This is a genomic window from Pontixanthobacter gangjinensis (genome assembly GCF_009827545.1).
Classification (GTDB): Bacteria; Pseudomonadota; Alphaproteobacteria; order Sphingomonadales; family Sphingomonadaceae; genus Pontixanthobacter; species Pontixanthobacter gangjinensis.
Map to the genome: position 1 here is coordinate 1,830,822 of NZ_WTYS01000001.1, position 16,259 is coordinate 1,847,080.

Annotated in this window: 16 protein-coding genes; 6 read left to right on the forward strand and 10 right to left on the reverse strand. The window is 53.6% G+C overall.

The genetic code is table 11. The features are described from left to right. Positions 1–6: 6 nt before the first annotated feature. A complete protein-coding gene (locus GRI36_RS08625) occupies positions 7–1,284 on the reverse strand; it encodes a TadE/TadG family type IV pilus assembly protein (protein ID WP_160598091.1) in 1,278 nt (425 codons plus the stop codon). Between the two features lie 176 nt (positions 1,285–1,460). Between GRI36_RS08625 and GRI36_RS08630 the strand changes: the two genes are divergently transcribed. Next, positions 1,461–2,123, forward strand: coding sequence for a hypothetical protein (locus GRI36_RS08630; RefSeq protein ID WP_160598092.1), 663 nt, complete (start codon positions 1,461–1,463; stop codon positions 2,121–2,123). 41 nt (positions 2,124–2,164) lie between these two features. After that, on the forward strand, positions 2,165–2,632 hold the full coding sequence (locus GRI36_RS08635; RefSeq protein ID WP_160598093.1) for an EF-hand domain-containing protein: 468 nt from the start codon (positions 2,165–2,167) through the stop codon (positions 2,630–2,632). A gap of 16 nt (positions 2,633–2,648) precedes the next feature. On the opposite strand, the gene trmFO is transcribed toward GRI36_RS08635, so the two are convergent. Further along, positions 2,649–4,016, reverse strand: coding sequence for a methylenetetrahydrofolate--tRNA-(uracil(54)-C(5))-methyltransferase (FADH(2)-oxidizing) TrmFO (trmFO, locus tag GRI36_RS08640; RefSeq protein WP_160598094.1), 1,368 nt, complete (start codon positions 4,014–4,016; stop codon positions 2,649–2,651). A 62-nt stretch (positions 4,017–4,078) separates the two neighbouring features. Between trmFO and GRI36_RS08645 the strand changes: the two genes are divergently transcribed. Continuing rightward, a complete protein-coding gene (locus tag GRI36_RS08645; RefSeq protein ID WP_160598095.1) occupies positions 4,079–4,732 on the forward strand; it encodes a lysoplasmalogenase in 654 nt (217 codons plus the stop codon). Here GRI36_RS08645 and GRI36_RS08650 read toward each other — a convergent pair. Next, entirely contained in the window at positions 4,729–5,568 is an 840-nt protein-coding gene (locus GRI36_RS08650) for a TauD/TfdA dioxygenase family protein (RefSeq protein ID WP_160598096.1), read from the reverse strand. The genes GRI36_RS08645 and GRI36_RS08650 overlap by 4 nt on opposite strands. A gap of 20 nt (positions 5,569–5,588) precedes the next feature. Beyond that, complete coding sequence (gene gyrA, locus GRI36_RS08655; RefSeq protein WP_160598097.1) at positions 5,589–8,375, reverse strand: DNA gyrase subunit A; 2,787 nt, start codon at positions 8,373–8,375, stop codon at positions 5,589–5,591. A 299-nt stretch (positions 8,376–8,674) separates the two neighbouring features. Between gyrA and GRI36_RS08660 the strand changes: the two genes are divergently transcribed. Further along, positions 8,675–10,066, forward strand: a complete 1,392-nt coding sequence (locus GRI36_RS08660) for a hypothetical protein (protein WP_160598098.1) — start codon at positions 8,675–8,677, stop codon at positions 10,064–10,066. 490 nt (positions 10,067–10,556) lie between these two features. Here GRI36_RS08660 and GRI36_RS08665 read toward each other — a convergent pair whose 3' ends face one another. From GRI36_RS08665 to GRI36_RS08675, 3 genes are read right to left on the reverse strand one after another with little or no spacing between them, the layout of a single operon-like run. Next, on the reverse strand, positions 10,557–11,198 hold the full coding sequence (locus tag GRI36_RS08665) for a carbonic anhydrase (RefSeq protein WP_160598099.1): 642 nt from the start codon (positions 11,196–11,198) through the stop codon (positions 10,557–10,559). Then, positions 11,198–11,506 carry a P-II family nitrogen regulator gene (locus GRI36_RS08670; RefSeq protein ID WP_160598100.1) on the reverse strand — a complete coding sequence of 103 codons (309 nt, stop codon included), beginning with the start codon at positions 11,504–11,506 and terminating at the stop codon, positions 11,198–11,200. Before GRI36_RS08670 ends, GRI36_RS08665 begins: the two co-directional genes overlap by 1 nt. Positions 11,507–11,520: 14 nt before the next feature. Further along, positions 11,521–12,480 carry a sodium-dependent bicarbonate transport family permease gene (locus GRI36_RS08675; protein ID WP_235902208.1) on the reverse strand — a complete coding sequence of 320 codons (960 nt, stop codon included), beginning with the start codon at positions 12,478–12,480 and terminating at the stop codon, positions 11,521–11,523. A gap of 143 nt (positions 12,481–12,623) precedes the next feature. On the opposite strand from GRI36_RS08675, the gene lipA reads away from it, so the two are divergent. Both lipA and GRI36_RS08685 read left to right on the forward strand, forming a co-directional pair. Continuing rightward, positions 12,624–13,565: a lipoyl synthase gene (gene lipA / locus GRI36_RS08680; protein ID WP_160598102.1), complete on the forward strand. Its 942-nt coding sequence runs from the start codon at positions 12,624–12,626 to the stop codon at positions 13,563–13,565. Continuing rightward, on the forward strand, positions 13,565–14,026 hold the full coding sequence (locus tag GRI36_RS08685; protein ID WP_160598103.1) for a type II toxin-antitoxin system RatA family toxin: 462 nt from the start codon (positions 13,565–13,567) through the stop codon (positions 14,024–14,026). Before lipA ends, GRI36_RS08685 begins: the two co-directional genes overlap by 1 nt. Here GRI36_RS08685 and GRI36_RS08690 read toward each other — a convergent pair. Genes GRI36_RS08690 through GRI36_RS08700 form a run of 3 tightly spaced genes read right to left on the reverse strand, consistent with a single transcriptional unit; the run spans position 13,987 to position 16,196 of the window. Further along, a complete protein-coding gene (locus tag GRI36_RS08690) occupies positions 13,987–14,487 on the reverse strand; it encodes a CinA family protein (RefSeq protein WP_160598104.1) in 501 nt (166 codons plus the stop codon). The two genes, GRI36_RS08685 and GRI36_RS08690, sit on opposite strands and share 40 nt — an antisense overlap. After that, positions 14,484–15,026 (reverse strand): hypothetical protein, encoded by a 543-nt coding sequence (locus tag GRI36_RS08695; RefSeq protein WP_160598105.1) that lies wholly within the window; start codon positions 15,024–15,026, stop codon positions 14,484–14,486. The genes GRI36_RS08690 and GRI36_RS08695 overlap by 4 nt, the downstream gene beginning before the upstream one ends. A 6-nt stretch (positions 15,027–15,032) precedes the next feature. Then, positions 15,033–16,196, reverse strand: coding sequence for a bifunctional 2-C-methyl-D-erythritol 4-phosphate cytidylyltransferase/2-C-methyl-D-erythritol 2,4-cyclodiphosphate synthase (locus GRI36_RS08700; protein WP_160598106.1), 1,164 nt, complete (start codon positions 16,194–16,196; stop codon positions 15,033–15,035). Between the last annotated feature and the right edge of the window lie 63 nt (positions 16,197–16,259).

The following is a 16,259-nucleotide window of genomic DNA, read 5'->3' on the forward strand; positions in this document are numbered from 1 at the left end:
GATCATTTATTTTACCAACTTCACGTTGGGCGTGGAGTTGCCAACGCTGGTCGTTTCATTTGTGGGGCACAACGTTTCGAGCGTCGCATTGCCGCGAATATCAATCCTATTCGCCGATATCTGCAAGCATTGTGCAGTCACATTTGAGGTACCGTTAATCCGCAGGGTGCCGGAGGGAAGATAAATCAGACCTTCCATCACTGAATTCGAGTTGCCATTCAAGATATGATCGGCGGAGGGATTATTATCCCGCGCCTCGAATATCAAAATGTCAGACAGGCGGTCTGCGTTTTCTTCATAATCGGTTCCGACAAAATCGCCTGCTGACATGGGGGTCAGATTTATCCGATTCTCGTTACCAGTGCCGCCAAGTTTTACCTCAGCGCCATTCTTCAGAATGAACATCACACCCGACCCGGTGACGTTATAATTTGCCGCCAAATCGAGCGTGCCGCCATTGATTACATAAATTCCGCTCGAAAGCGTCGTGGTGCAGCTTACGACTAACGACGGGTAGGTTCCAGGTCGCAGCGAAGCCTGTTTGTTGTTTCCCTTACCAGCGCACTCGTAAGTCCGGTTTGTGTCATTTGTAGGCGGTTCTAAATCAGCGTAAATGTCCTTTAGGCCGGTTACATTTTCGACCACGCTGGTGTCGCTGTCTTCGGCATCGATGGTTCCACAGGCCACGATAACATCGGTTGAAACATTGGCTGATCCGTCGATGGAGATGGCATTCTCATCGCAGGATAAGGCCGCGATACCGCATTGGGCACGAACGGTTGCATTGCCACCGATTGTTGTGCCGGTTCCGTTCTCAGCCAGTGAAACCAGACAAGCATTGAAGTTGTATCCTTCGGCAAAGCTCGCTTGCGCTGTGGCCCGGATAGTGGTCGCACCTTTCATTAGGAAGCTGCTGAACGGCAATGACTTCGAGGCGGTTGCGGTTACGACCACGCTGTTTCCAGTTCCGCCTGCGAAATCGGCAACCCTGATGGTCGGATCGCTTGCAAATTCGCTCGTCTTGGCGAGGTTGGCATCAAATTCCTGTTTTGCGCGAGTGAGATACAGGTCTTCACTGTCTTCCCTCGCAAGAGCCCAAGCGCCTGCATAAGCGGCCTGGTCAACCGAATGTTGTAATTCTCGCTGCCACATATACCATTGCGCAGTATCCACTGCGAAACCTGCACCGCCTATCAATGCAGGCAAACCGAGTGCCACGAGCAATGTAGCGTTGCCGCTCTTGCTGTTTTTCAACGATTTAGTGAGCTTTTTGACTGCTCGCATCTGCTTACCTTCTCGATTGAACTCAGCGAATGTAAAATTTTGTATCAACACAGCGTAATCAAAACACTAAAGCATGTGGTTAATTTTTAATTATGAGATTTGACTGGGCTCCTAGCCAGAGGGGGATTGGCGCTCATACGCTTGACTATCAGAGCCTATCCCGCTTGAGCGAAACCATGGAATATAGCTCCAATACCACCTATCCAACGCCGCAAGAATTCGCATTGGCGCATGCAGGTACGGATGTCCGTCCAAGGCTAAATGCATTTCTCGCGCTTGATGGCCGGCTTGCGCAGTTCGTGGGTCAATCCAAAGAACCTATGCTGACCCAAATGCGCATCGCATGGTGGCGCGACCAATTGCGTAAGCCGGTCGCGGACCGGCCCAAAGGCGATCCGATTTTGGATGACCTTTCTTCCTCTTGGTCAGGCGAAAACATCGCGCTCATTGCGCTAATTGACGGGTGGGAGGCGCTCTTGGCTGAACCGCCCCTGCCAGAAACTGCTGCGCTGGACTTTGCCAATGGCCGTGCAGCGTGCTTCGCGGCTTTGGCCAAATTATGCGGTAAGCAAGCATCTGCTGGCCGCGCTTTTCTCCATGGTCAATATTGGGCGCTGGCCGATCTGGCAGTACGAGTGAGCGAAGAGGATGAGCGTAGAGTAATTGTCAGTCAGTGTAACGCACTAGAACCAAAGTTGCAGCCGCTCCCTCATAGTTTACGTGCCCTATCGATTTTGGGAAAATTGGGCGAAAGATCTTTGAGCAAAAGCGGTCGTTCTCTTGTCCAAAGTAGGAGCGACATTTTATTGGTTATGCGGCTTGGATTGTTCGGCAGGTAATATACTGTAGGCCCTGAAGAATTTATGCGGGGCGAGATAAAATGAACAGATTGCTGCTTGGCGGTTTATGCGCGCTCTTGATGGTCGGCTTGGGCTTGTTTTGGTGGCAGGGGAGGGCGCAGGTTGAAAGCGCAGCCCCTCCGCCTGAACCATCTGCCATGGAAGAACCGTTAGAACTGGATGCCATCCCCGCTTCTGATGCCGGCGATTTGCAGGGGCCGACGCCGCCGGAATCTACCGAGCTTTCCCGCGAGCAGCGCCGCTTCTTTCGCTATGATCGCGACCGGGACTTGCGGATTACTCGCAATGAAATGTTGTCGTCGCGAACCAATGCTTTTCGCAAGCTGGACAAGGATGGCAACAATCTGCTGACGTTTGAGGAATGGGCGGTGGCCACTGCAGAGCGCTTCGACGAGGCGGACAAAAATCGCGATCTGGAATTGAACCAGGCAGAATTCGCCACGACACGGCCGAAGCGAAGCGCGGCTAAGCCTGTTTGTCGGTGCTAGTGGCCAACTAGATCTTCTACGCTGGAACTTTAGCCATAGTCTCAAGCCAATTACCAAAGTCCGATTTACCCCGAGAGGTGTAAGCCTCCTTCCGCTGCTTCTTGCCGATGTCATGCATCGGCGGGAAAAGTCCGAAATTGACGTTCATCGGTTGATAGGTGGCTGCTTCGGCGTCACCGGTTATGTGCGAGAGAAGCGCGCCCATCGCTGAAGTGGGAGGAGGAGGGGCCCATGTCTCGCCCGCGAGTTCGGCTGCTACCATCAATCCTGTGAGCAGGCCTACTGTAGCGCTTTCTACGTAACCTTCGCAGCCGGTAATCTGCCCTGCGAAGCGAATATGTGGCGCGTCTTTCAGCCGCATTTGCCGGTCCAGGACCAGAGGAGAATTCAGGAAAGTGTTGCGGTGCAATCCGCCAAGCCGCGCGAATTCCGCGTTCTCCAAACCCGGAATTGTACGAAACAATTCTACCTGAGCGCCATGCTTTAGCTTGGTCTGGAATCCGACCATGTTCCACAAGGTTCCAAGCTTGTTATCCTGACGCAGTTGCACGACTGCATATGGCCAGCGTCCTTGGGGAAATTCAGGCGTAGTGTCGCGCGGATTGTCGAGGCCTACCGGTTTCATCGGGCCATAGCGCAGCGTATCGACACCGCGAGAGGCCATCACTTCGATTGGCATGCAGCCGTCGAAATAAGGGGTATTTTCCTCCCATTCCTTGAATTCAGTCTTTTCGCCGTTGATTAGGCCTTGATGGAAAGCTGCATACTGCTCCTTTGTCATCGGGCAATTTATGTAATCGCCTTCTTCATTGGATGCTGCGGTCTTCTTGTCCCAGCGCGATTGGGTCCAGCAAATGTCCATATCGATGCTTTCGCGATAAACGATAGGGGCAATGGCATCGAAGAAAGCCAACCGGTCCTGCCCTGTCGCTTTGACTATGCTTTCCGCCAGACTTGCCGCAGTGAGCGGGCCGGTTGCAACAATTGTCGGGCCGGACGTTGGCAAGGCATCAATCCGCTCGCGAACCACCTCGATATTCGAGTGGCCTAGCAAAATGCGCTGAACCTCTGCAGAAAACGCATCGCGGTCCACAGCCATTGCCGAGCCTGCCGGTACCTGGGCGGTTTCACCAGCCATCATGATAATTGAGTCTAGCCGTCGCATTTCGTGATGCATCAAGCCCACCGCATTGCGCTCATCATCGTCGGAACGGAAGCTGTTAGAGCAGACAAGTTCAGCCAAGCCATCGGTTTGGTGGGCAGCGGTCATGTCGCCCGCGCCGCGCATTTCCGAAAGCCTCACTTTGAATCCGCGCTGTGCGAGTTGCCATGCAGCTTCGCTTCCGGCTAGGCCGCCGCCGATAATGTGAACGTGATGTTTCATGCCGCGCACCTAGTGCTTGCGTGCCCTATTCATCAAGTCCACAATTACATCTGGAGGATTTTATGCCTAAACGTGCATTGGTGGAACATCGGCCATATTTGGTGGCAAGCATTGCATCATCGATTGCCTACTTCGTGTTGCGGACACAAATATTCGATGAATTGACGATCATCGCACTTAAGGGGGCGGGGATCGCGTTTCTAGCTGTTTACGCTTGGCAACGCAGCAGTGCTACGGCGGCAAAGCTTTTGGCAATCGTTCTGGCGCTTTCGGCTTTGGGAGATATGCTGATAGAAATCAGTCTGGAATATGGCGGCGCGGCCTTTTTTGGATCGCATCTTGTCGCGATGTCGCTGTATATTACCAATTCGCGGCAAGAGACCAGCCCAAGCCAGAAGGGCGTAGCAATTGCCTTGCTCGTCATCACACCGTTTGTATGCTGGATTCTGAGCAGGGATTACGCAGTCAGCCTTTATGGCCTTGCGCTCGGCGGCATGGCTGCGACAGCTTGGATGAGCAAGTTTCCGCGCTATCGTGTTGGAATTGGTGCGGTGCTGTTCATCATATCAGATTGGTTTATCTTTCTGAATTTTCGAACAGACAGCGGAACTTTCGGATTGCTGGTCTGGCCAATTTATTATCTTGGCCAATTCCTTATCGCAACGGGGGTAATCCAGACTCTCCGGAAGGAGTTGCCCACGGCAGCGCCAGTTTAATTTGCGGCAGCGATTGTGGTCCGGTGCAATTCGCGCCGGTGGCCCTCATATCCGCCGGTTGCACGGTGGAGTACGCTGCGATTATCCCACAGCACGGTCATCCCCGGTTCCCATTTGTGCCGATAGACAAAGGCATCACTCGTTTGCCAAGTTAGCAAGTCGGTGAGCAACGCGAATGCATCTTCGTTGGCCATGCCTTCGATGCCGATTATGTAACCAGCTGCGCTATATATTCCTTCTTCGCCCGTTTCGGGGTGGGTGCGGATTAAGGCATGAGTCTGTGTTTTCAGAGCGCTTTCATCAGGACGGATCGCCATGCTTCGCCCTTTATCGCTTTTTCCATATGTGCCGTCGGGCGCGTAAGCTCCCTTTGCGCTATGGATTGCGGTTAAAGTCCGCAAATATGCTTTCCGGTCCTCAGGCATAGCGGCAAAAGCCGCAATTTGATCAGCGAACAATGTGTCGCCACCCTCAGGCGGGATATCGACAGCAACCAGACATGTGCCCGATGGAGGCTGCGGCAGAAAACTCCAATCTGTATGCCAATTCTCTGCGAATAAAGGCGAAGTTTCATCCGCTTCTCGCAAAATTGCCGCGATATTCTTGCGTCCATCAATCGGGTCGAAAAACGGGTCATAGCCAAATCCGCCCATCGCAACGGTGAAGCGCTCTAGAGCGTCATCATCCATATGTTGTTCCGGAAAGGTGAGGACCCGGTTATTGATCCAAGCAGAGCGGATCTCCGCAAGAGTTTCCAGCTCGATGGAGTGATTTAGATCAACCCCAGTTATCGAGGCGCCGCATACGGCTCCTGAAGGGGTGATCTTAATGGACATTACTCAGCAGCTCCCTCGGTTTAGTCTTCTCCGCCGGACTCCAAATTATCATCGGAATGCAATGTCGTCTTTGGCACGGTCTCTTCAGCGCTTCGCCCGACCATTTCCTCGACAACGGCATCTTCGGCTTCATTCTCAGGCGTTTCATCTTCGTCAAGTTTCGCGACACTGACGATTTTTTCTTTACCGTCAACGTTGAACAATCGGACGCCGGCGCTCGCGCGACCAATAACCCGAAGGCTCTCTAACCCAATCCTGATAAGCTTGGCCTGATCGGTTACCAGCATAAGCTGGTCCGATTTGGTTGCGGTAAAGCTCGCTACGACAGGGCCGTTGCGCGCGATGTTGTCGATGTTGGTAATGCCCATGCCACCGCGTCCAGCCTGGCGATACTCATACGCTGACGATATCTTGCCGTAGCCATTGGCGCAGACGGTAAGGATAAATTGCTCCTCTTCCGCCATCGCCGCATGATCCTCGGACAATTCAGGCGCATCACCATCGGATTTCCAAGGCGCAACCTTGAGATAATTGTCGCGTTGTTCCGGAGTAGCTGAACCGCCATGCAGAATGGAAAGCGAAACAACTTCGTCATCTTGCTCCTTAAACTTCATTCCGCGAACACCGGTGGAGGTGCGCGAGACAAATTCGCGAACGTCCTCCCCGCTAAACCGGATTGCTTTACCCATTTTGGTTGCCAGCAAGACGTCATCACCCTGTTCAAGCAAGGCAACGCCAATCAGATGATCGTTACTATCTGCGTCAAACTTCATGGCGAATTTGCCGTTCGACGGAATATTGGCAAAACTGTCCATGCTGTTGCGCCGGACGCTGCCCATCCTCGTGGCAAACACCACGTTGAGCGCGCCCCAGGTATCTTCGTCCTCGGGCAAGGGCAGGACTGTGCGGATTGTCTCGCCTTCGTCCAATGATGGCAGAAGATTTACAATCGGTCGGCCTCTGGTTGCGGGACCGCCTTCGGGTAGCTTCCACACTTTCAGGCGGTAAACCTTGCCTGCGGTCGAGAAAAACAGCACCGGATTGTGTGTGCTGGTAACGAACATTTCGCTCACGGCATCTTCTTGCTTCGTGGCCATCCCCGCTCGGCCCTTGCCGCCACGGTTCTGAGCGCGGAAGGTCGAGAGCGGTGTACGTTTGATGTAGCCATCAAGCGTCACCGTCACCACCATTTCGTCGCGCTCAATCAAGTCTTCATCTTCAAGCCCATCCCAAGCGGGTGCGATTTCGGCAACACGCGGCGTGGCGTAATTGTCGCGGATTTCCTGCAACTCGCTACGCATGATTGCATAGAGCTTCACGCGGTCACCCAGAATATCAAGATATTCCGCAATCGCGATCGACAGGACTTTCAGCTCGTCGCCAATTTCATCACGACCAAGCGCTGTCAGGCGGTGTAGGCGCAGTTCGAGGATGGCTTTGACTTGCTTCTCGGAAAGGCGATAGGTTCCACCCTCCTGATCGGCGTCTGGTTCGATAGACTCAACCAGACGGATATATTGCGCGATGTCGCCGATTGGCCATTCTTTTTTGATCAGCTTGGCGCGGGCTTCTGCTGGATTGGGAGAGCTGCGGATCATCGCCACAACTTCATCCAGATTCGACACTGCGACGACCAGCCCGAGCAAAATGTGCGCGCGATCACGGGCCTTATTCAATTCGAATTTGGTGCGGCGCGTGATAACCTCTTCGCGGAACTGTATGAAGGCCTGAATAATGTCACGCAACATCATCACTTCAGGCCGTCCGCCGCGAATGGCGAGCATGTTCGCGGGGAAACTCGATTGGGCAGGGGTGTGGCGCCAGATCTGGTTGAGTACGACCTCTGCAGTCGCATCGCGCTTCAGATCGATCACGACCCGTACGCCCATTCTGCTCGATTCATCACGGATGTCCGAGACACCTTCAATCCGCTTTTCTTTCGCGGCTTCGGCCAGTTTCTCGACCAGGCCGGATTTGCCGACCTGATAAGGTATCGATGTCAGAACGATGCTCTCGCGGTCGCCTCGTTTGGTTTCGATTTCATGGCGGGCACGCTGCAAGATCGAGCCGCGACCAGTCAGATAGGCAGACCGCGCACCAGACTGGCCTAGAATAAGGGGCGCAGTCGGAAAGTCTGGCCCGGGAATAATCTCGAACAGTTCTTCCGATGTGATTTCGGGGTTCTCGATAAAGGCCAGGCAACCGTCAATGACCTCGCCAAGATTATGCGGCGGAACATTGGTTGCCATGCCGACCGCGATGCCGCCTGCGCCGTTGACGAGCAGGTTGGGGAAACGGGCAGGCAGGACTGACGGCTCGGTGCGCGAACCATCATAGTTCTCGACAAAATCAACCGTATCTTTGTCGAGATCGTCGAGCAGCGAATTGGCGACTTTATTCAACCGCGCTTCGGTATAGCGCATCGAGGCCGGCGGATCGGGATCCATCGAACCGAAGTTACCCTGACCATCAATCAGTGGTACGCGCAGCGACCAGTCTTGGGTCATTCTGGCTAGGGCATCATAAATGGCACTGTCACCATGTGGGTGATAGTTACCCATCACGTCGCCGACGATTTTAGCAGATTTGCGATAGGGCCTTCCGGCGACAAATCCGCCCTCGTTACTGGCAAACAAAATCCGCCGGTGGACGGGTTTCAATCCGTCACGAACATCAGGAAGAGCGCGGCTTACGATCACGCTCATCGCATAATCGAGATAGCTCGTCTTCATCTCCTCGACGATGTCAATCCGGCCAAATTGTTCTGACGGCGCCGGTGGGGCGAGAGTTTCGTTGTCGTCGCTCAAGGTGTCTCTTTTCTTTTGCTTCCACGGATGGAATTCTTGTAGCACCCCTATAGAAGGGGCGCGCCATTTTCACCACAGAATACGGTACAGGTCCCAAGAATTTGCGCAGGTTTTCCACACCTGACTAAAGGCGTGAGGATACCACGCCGGATATCCGGTCATATCAGGCGTTCAATGTCCGTTCAGGGGTCTTTTGCTACTTAAGTTTGCAATGCGGGACACGAAACGGCAGTAGCGCGTTTGTGAGACGTACAAAAAGCCTTAAAGGCGTATTCATTCAACTCATGGGAGACACCCCGATGTTTACATTCGACCGAACCAAAAGCGCGCGCAACAATGCGAAGCGACCTGGATCGAACATTGCACTCGCGATTGCACTCATGGCTGGCTCAGCGCTCGGCGTCGCCGGCTTTGCTGACACAGCGCAAGCGCAGAAACGCGATCGAAATGCTGAGAAAGAACCGAAAGCGGATTATTCGAAGGATTTTGTCGCGGTTTACTCACCTATAAGCGCGTTGGCGTCAGGTGAAGCTGCGGATCCAGCCGCCGCAGCTGCGAGAATTTCCGAGATTATCGCTGCTGTGAATACCGATGATGACCGCAATGCGGCAGGTGGCTTGGTTTACGGCCTTGGCCGAACATTGGATAGGACCGACTTGCAATTGCAAGGTCTGAATTTGATGCTGGAAAGTGGCAAGCACCCCAGACCGGGGCAACTGCATTTTAGCGCCCATCAAATACATCGCGATCTCGAACAATATCAAGAAGCACGAGCTTCCCTGCAATCTGCAATCGACATCGACTACAGTTTTGAAGGCGCGATGTCTGATGGTTCAACCCGAGTTTTGTCGACCCCGGATTTTCAGGTCACAATTTCAGAGCTGTATTTCGATGAGGGAAATTATCAGGGCGGGTTCGATTATCTGCAGGGCCTGATTGACGCAAACCTTGCTGCAGGCAGCAAGCCCGACGAAGTATGGTTGCGCCGCGCTTTCTCTGTTGCCAATTCGAATGACATGCTTGAATCTGCTCTGGATTTCAGCGCGATGCACGTGCAGTACTACCCGTCTGAGGTTAGCTGGAATAACGCCTTCGCGGTCCGGCGCAATAATCTTGATCTTGATGATGGTATGACACTCGATCTCATGCGGTTGGTTAATCATACCGGGATGATGAAAACGGGTCGCGATTATGTTGATTACATCGATTCCGCGGACGCGCGCCGTTTGCCGGGAGAAGTGAGCCGGATCGTCAATCAAGCCATTTCGTCTGGTGTTTTGCAGGCGAATGATGCTTTTGTTGCCGAAGCTAAATCCACCGCACAAGGCCGGCTCGCTGCCGATAAGGCCGATCTGCCTGCTCTAGAATCTGATGCAAGAAAAGCCAGTTCAACGGCTTTGACAGCAACGGCTGCTGGGGATGTGTTCCTCAGCTACGGCACGTTCGATAAGGCTGAAGAAATGTACAAGATTGCTGCGACGAAACCGGGAGCTGATTTGCCCCGCGTTTATACGAGGCTTGGTATCGCTCAAACCGATCTTGGCAAGATAGATGATGCGAAAGCGACCTTTGCGATGGTTGAGGGTACGCGCTCAGCGATTGCTAGTCTGTGGATGCTCTATGCTGATTCCAAAGCAACGCCAAATGCTGCGAAAGCGGCAGAAATGGTGGATGTTCCGTCCGAAATGTAATTCGGCGATTGCACTTAGGATTTTCAAAGGCGCGGGCTTCGGTTCGCGCCTTTGTTGTATGTAGGTTTCACGTCTTGGATTCGACGGATGCGCTTTATATAAAGCGGAGCGTTGGCGAATGTGCACTGCAAGTTGCAACAAGTCGCTATCGGAGCTCATGATTCCGAAGCCCCGAACGCGGCTGTGATTCAACATGCCCCTCGCATCAATGGTCATCTTCATGCGGTGGCATTTTTGCCCATGGTCCTGTCAGATTGCAGGGGTGTTTCGACCGCGTATCGGTGCGTCTTGTTTTTCCGCCCTCAAACGACACCTTGCGCCAATTGCCATAAGCGCGCCTGATCTTGACCTGCTTCAATTCTGCAGGAACAGTCAGAACCGGATCAATGCCAGCCCTGCTTGCATGGTCTGCATTAATCGGCAGAGCGATATTGAGGTTATGTAGTTCTACTATCCGCGAGGCATGGATCGCGCTTTCACAAAGCGCAGGTCACTCAACTGGCCTGAACTCGTCAGCATCACTATCGCGAACATACAAGACGCCTTCAGAGATTGCGAAAAAAGCCCCTTGCAGCTTCAGGGTTCCAGCCGCCTCTTTTTCCTGAATAGCCGGGAAGCTCCGCAAATTCTCCAGGCTCACACCCACTGCCGCGAGTTCCATCGCCCGCTCTGCTTCTTTTCCGGTGGTTCCATGTTCGCTCGCCACCGCTTCGCGCGCATCATCCAGCAGTTTTATCCAATTTGCGATAAACCCGCCTTTTCCCGGCTCTGTTCCATGCAATTCGCGGGTTAATGCGGCACGGCAGCCTCCACACATGCCATGTCCCATGACGACGATTTGCTTCACCTCAAGGACCTGCACCGCAAATTCCAAAGCGGCCGAAACTCCGTGCAGACCCGGAGAGGTTTCGAAAGGAGGGACAAGCGCAGCGACATTGCGAACTACGAAGATTTCGCCCGGATCGACATCGAATATCTGCGCCGGATCGACGCGGCTGTCGGAGCAGCCGATTATCATCAGCTTGGGCGATTGGCCTTCTAGCGTGAGTTTCTCGAAACGTTCGCGCTGTCTAGGATAGCTTCCACTGCGGAACCTACGATACCCCTCCAGTAACTCCGCAAATTCTGGCACTAGAAACGTTCCCCGCGGATGACCTCTACATCCCACATACTAAGCAACAAGCCATGGCTTGTCAGGATTGGAGCGATGTCTTCCGCGAACACCATAGCCTTTTCAGCCGCCGCTATCGTCAAAACGAGGCATTTGTCGGTACCCATGACACGTTCCTCGCGCCAGCGCCCGTCGCGCCCTTTCCCGGATTGCACAGGCGTGACTGTCCATCCTGTTATCCCTGCGCGGTCGATCGCATCGGTAACGCGCCGCACCAGCGCCGCATCAGTCAAGATTTCAATTCGTTTACGGATGACGGTTTCAATCATTATGCTTCTCCGCCTCAGCCGCCCATTGCGCTGGCAAGGGCTGTCAGCAGCCCGATATTAACAAGGATATTGAACGGGAAAGTGATGCTGAGTGACATAGTCAGATAAATTCCTGCATCAGCTTGGGGCAGAGCGAGCCTCATTGCCGCTGGAACCGCAATATAGCTGGCACTGGCACACAGCACACCAAAGGCGGCGGTAGAACCGATATCGAGCCCGATTGCGGTGCCTGTTAATACGCCAAGTGTGCCGTTAATCAGCGGTAATGCAATGGCGATTACTACTAGGCGCCATGTAATCGACTTTGCATCCATAATCCGGCGTGCAGCAATCAAACCCATATCGAGTAGGAACAGGCAAAGCACGCCTTTGAACCCTGCTTGGAAAAACGAGCTGACTTCTTCGAAGCCACCTGGGCCAGCGATCACACCGATTGCAAAGCTACCGAGTAACAAGACAACCGAAGCATTGAGGAAGACTTCCCTCATCATGTCTTTCCGGTCATCTGACCCGTCGGTATTACTGAGGCCCTTGGCTAGCATCAGGCCGCTCAAAATGGCGGGTGTTTCCATTGCCGCCATAACTGCAACCATGAAACCGGCAGCGGGAAGGGCGGACAATTCGAGAATTTCAACTGCTGTCACAAAAGTGACGACACTGACCGAACCATAATGCGCCGCGACCGCCCCCGAATTCAGCTTATCAAGTTTGCCGAAGCTTTTGAGCACCGCGTAAGCTAGATAAGGCAGCACAAAACTGGCCACAATCCCGGCCGCGAGAGCTGATCCGACAGTGATATCGATCCCGGATTTGGCGACCGCTACGCCGCCTTTCATCCCAATCGCAGCCATAAGATAGAGCGACATCCCTTTCGCCAAGGCTTCGGGAATAGCGAGGTCCGAGCGCACGAATGCGGCAAACATGCCCAGAATGAAAAACATCACGACTGGCGACGTGAATGTTTGAAGAGCCATTGAGTCCATCACGATGTGCTAGCGCCGCGAATGTTGATGGGCAATAACGCCGCAAATTCATCCACCATTACGCATTTGCATTGGATTTCTGGAGCCGGCTGCGGGGCATTGCGGAGATAGCACAAGCGCCCTAAATAGACCCTATGAACGACCTCTCCCCAAATTCATCAGCACATCCCGACCGTCCGGCACGTCAACGCAAGCCAGACTGGATCCGGGTAAAGGCTCCGATTAGCAAAGCCTATCATGAGACGCGTAATTTGATGCGCGAACTCAACCTGAACACGGTATGTGAAGAAGCAGCGTGCCCCAATATCGGCGAGTGCTGGAGCAAAAAGCACGCAACCGTGATGATTTTGGGCGATGTGTGCACACGCGCCTGCGCATTTTGTAATGTAAAAACAGGCATGCCGCGTATCGTCGATCCGATGGAGCCGGAGAATACTGCGATTGCCGCGGGCAAAATGGGGCTTGAACATATTGTCATCACATCAGTTGACCGCGATGATTTGCCAGATGGCGGCGCGAGCCAGTTCGTCAAAGTTATCAAAGCGCTTCGCCGCGAAACGCCAAACACAACTATCGAAATTCTTACGCCCGATTTTCGCGGAAAAATGCGCGCTGCGGTGGAGGCGATCTGTGAGGCTGGACCGGATGTGTACAATCACAATCTGGAAACTGTGCCGCGCCTGTATCCGACCATCCGGCCCGGCGCGCGCTATTATGCTTCTCTGAGATTGCTGGAAGAAGTGAAAAGCCACAATCCGATGATATTCACCAAATCGGGCATCATGCTCGGGCTTGGAGAGCAGCGCTTAGAAGTTCATCAGGTGATGGACGACATGCGCTGCGCCGACGTCGATTTCATGACGATGGGTCAATATCTACAGCCAACGCCAAAACATGCAGCGGTCGAAGATTTTGTTACACCCAAAGCATTCGATGCGTTTGGAGCAATTGCCCGCGCCAAAGGGTTCTTGCAGGTTGCATCAACACCTTTGACCCGATCAAGCTATCACGCCGGCGATGATTTCGCTGAAATGCGCGCTGCACGTGAGGCGAAACTGGCCAAACAGAGGGCCTGATGCCCGGCATTCGCGAAAAACGGGCCCTGCCTTACAGCTGCGAGCAAATGTTTGATCTTGTGGCTGACGTTGCGCGCTACAAGGAATTCCTGCCGTGGGTTGTGGCGACGCGAGTACGATCGAACAGTGAGACTGAAATGACTGCCGATATGGTTGTTGGCTTTAAGTCACTCCGTGAAAGCTTTACGTCTCACGTCAAGAAAGACCATCCAAATTCGCTTACGGTCCATTACGTCGACGGGCCGCTGCGCGATTTGGACAACACTTGGGGCTTCACTCCGACAGCTAATGGCGGTTGCGAGGTTGATTTTTGTGTCGATTTTACGTTTAAAAACCGCGTATTCGAAGCGCTGGCGGGGCAATATTTTGATCGCGCCTTCCGTAAAATGGTGGCCGCTTTTGAAGCGCGCGCAGACGACCTTTACGGCAGCAACAATTCAAGCGCGCACATCGTCGCCTGATGCCGCACTTCGGCCCGGCTTAATTCGCCGAAACTCTTGAGTTCCCCATCCGGCTCTTCTTCGGTGTCGCGTGTTGCGCGAGCGAACACGACAGTGCCAACTGGCTTCAATGCGGTCCCGCCATCTGGGCCAGCAACGCCGCTGATTGCTACAGCGATATCTGCATTGCTGTTCTTCAAGGCACCCTGCGCCATCGCCCACACACAAGCGATAGAAACAGCGCCAAATGTTTCGATAATGTCGCTTGCGACATCAAGATCTTCCATCTTCGCTTCGTTGGAATAGGTCACGAAGCCCCGTTCCAAAACGGCAGAGGAGCCCGGGATTTCGGTCAGTGCAGACGCTACCAAGCCGCCAGTGCAGCTTTCCGCGAGCGCAATCTTACGGCCAATCTTGGCATTTTCTTCAACGACTTTGCGGGCCAACGCGTTGATGTCATCAGGCAAAAGCGACTTCATCATTTTTCTTTCACCGGACAAATTTTAGGATTTTGAATATCAGGAATGATGTCGAATATAGTCGAGACTAGGGTTCCAAAATTTTGCGGCGGTAGAGGAGCAAGAGGTTCGAGAACCCGCTCAATCTTTTCGCAATCCGCCGACTTAATGCTTTTTCCTAACTCAGCTTCGATCATGAGTTCGAAGAATGGGCGAAGCAATTCTGGCGGCAGACTGTCAAACAATGTCGACATCTCGTCATCTTTCGCGTCCCTAACCGCGAAGGTTTTGAAGAAGGAATATGCGCCGGGCCAGGCTTTCTCCTGAAGCCCTGCATATCGCGATATGAATATCTCGCCTTCGCGCGCGACAAAACCGTCGCTTTCCAATTGACCGCTGCATTTCTCTTGGAAAGCGGAATAGGCAACAGGCATCACGAACAACACCGCGTCCGTCAAATCCTCCTGCTTGACACAAGTCTGCCCCGCTTCTTGGGCAGAAGTGACTTGCGCCGATATTAGCGCAGCCAGCGCGATTGTTGTGGCCGTGAATCTGCTTTTCATGAGAGATCAACTTCCTCTTATCACTGTAGCGATCGCTTGCGCCGCGATACCCTCTTGTCGGCCAGCAAAACCCAGACGCTCTGTAGTCGTGGCTTTGACACTCACTAGGCCGATGTCAACGCCCAGCAACTCCGCTATCGCGCCGCGCATTGCATCACGGTAAGGGCCGATTTTCGGCGCTTCGCAGATGATTGTCAGATCGACATTACCGATTTGATAGCCAGCTTCGGCAACCAAAGACGCTGCATGTTCAACAAATTTGGAGGAGGCAGCGCCTTTCCAGCGTGGGTCGCTTGGGGGGAAATGCTGCCCTATATCGCCTGCTGCAACGGCCCCCAATAGAGCGTCGACCACAGCGTGCAGTGCGACATCTGCATCGCTGTGCCCAGAAAGCCCCTTTTCGTGATCTATCTTAATCCCGCCGAGCCAGAGCTCTTCGCCAGCTACCAAGCGGTGGACATCATATCCCATGCCAGTTCGCATTGCTGGCAAATCACTCATGAAATCCTCCGAAAAAGTCAGCTTCTTCAAATCTTCGTCGCCTTCCACATGGGCTACTTGCCCCCCATTAGCGATAAGGACTTGCGCGTCATCACCCGCATCTAGCGGTCCCTCCCAGTTTCGGTGGGCTTTGAGGATCGCATCAAAGTGGAACGCCTGCGGTGTCTGCACTCTGCGCAAATTGTCACGATCAGCTGAACCAGTCATCAGTCCGTTATGATCGAGTGACAGGCTATCCACTACGGGCAATACGGGAATTGCCCCCGGTATAGAGTCAAGCGCATTGAGCAATCGGTCGACCACGGCTGAAGGCAGGATTGGCCGCGCTGCATCATGGATCAATACATCGCGCGGCGCGGCGTTACTAAGACTTTCAAGCGCGGCGGAAACCGAGCCCTGTCTTGTTTCCGCTCCGACCACAAAGTGGACGTTTTTAATCCCTTGAAGCGTCTTTGAAGCGATCTCTTGGGTGTGATCAGGTATCGCTACAATTATCGGATTTGCGCCAGCTGCGGCAAGACTTTCAGCAGAATGCCTTAGCACCGGCTTCCCGCGCCAGATGGCAAATTGCTTGGGTAACGGTTGGCCCGCTCGCAGACCGCGGCCGGCTGCGACAATGATCGCAGCGAAACAGTTTCCGGTGCGGGGAAGGGGCGTATCCTTTACCATTTCCCAAGTGCGCTAGCTGCTTGCGCCCGATGCTGCAATGCACTATGCGCTGCCCAAATTTTA

Bases quoted from the DNA above. Each gene is read 5' to 3' on its own strand.
- lipA (WP_160598102.1), top strand. From the start codon at position 12,624: ATGAACGACCTCTCCCCAAATTCATCAGCACATCCCGACCGTCCGGCA.
- GRI36_RS08700 (WP_160598106.1), bottom strand. From the start codon at position 16,196: ATGGTAAAGGATACGCCCCTTCCCCGCACCGGAAACTGTTTCGCTGCG.
- GRI36_RS08695 (WP_160598105.1), bottom strand. From the start codon at position 15,026: ATGAAAAGCAGATTCACGGCCACAACAATCGCGCTGGCTGCGCTAATA.
- GRI36_RS08645 (WP_160598095.1), top strand. From the start codon at position 4,079: ATGCCTAAACGTGCATTGGTGGAACATCGGCCATATTTGGTGGCAAGC.
- GRI36_RS08635 (WP_160598093.1), top strand. From the start codon at position 2,165: ATGAACAGATTGCTGCTTGGCGGTTTATGCGCGCTCTTGATGGTCGGC.
- GRI36_RS08690 (WP_160598104.1), bottom strand. From the start codon at position 14,487: ATGATGAAGTCGCTTTTGCCTGATGACATCAACGCGTTGGCCCGCAAA.
- GRI36_RS08625 (WP_160598091.1), bottom strand. From the start codon at position 1,284: ATGCGAGCAGTCAAAAAGCTCACTAAATCGTTGAAAAACAGCAAGAGC.
- GRI36_RS08630 (WP_160598092.1), top strand. From the start codon at position 1,461: ATGGAATATAGCTCCAATACCACCTATCCAACGCCGCAAGAATTCGCA.
- GRI36_RS08685 (WP_160598103.1), top strand. From the start codon at position 13,565: ATGCCCGGCATTCGCGAAAAACGGGCCCTGCCTTACAGCTGCGAGCAA.
- GRI36_RS08660 (WP_160598098.1), top strand. From the start codon at position 8,675: ATGTTTACATTCGACCGAACCAAAAGCGCGCGCAACAATGCGAAGCGA.
- GRI36_RS08675 (WP_235902208.1), bottom strand. From the start codon at position 12,480: ATGGCTCTTCAAACATTCACGTCGCCAGTCGTGATGTTTTTCATTCTG.
- GRI36_RS08670 (WP_160598100.1), bottom strand. From the start codon at position 11,506: ATGATTGAAACCGTCATCCGTAAACGAATTGAAATCTTGACTGATGCG.
- trmFO (WP_160598094.1), bottom strand. From the start codon at position 4,016: ATGAAACATCACGTTCACATTATCGGCGGCGGCCTAGCCGGAAGCGAA.
- GRI36_RS08650 (WP_160598096.1), bottom strand. From the start codon at position 5,568: ATGTCCATTAAGATCACCCCTTCAGGAGCCGTATGCGGCGCCTCGATA.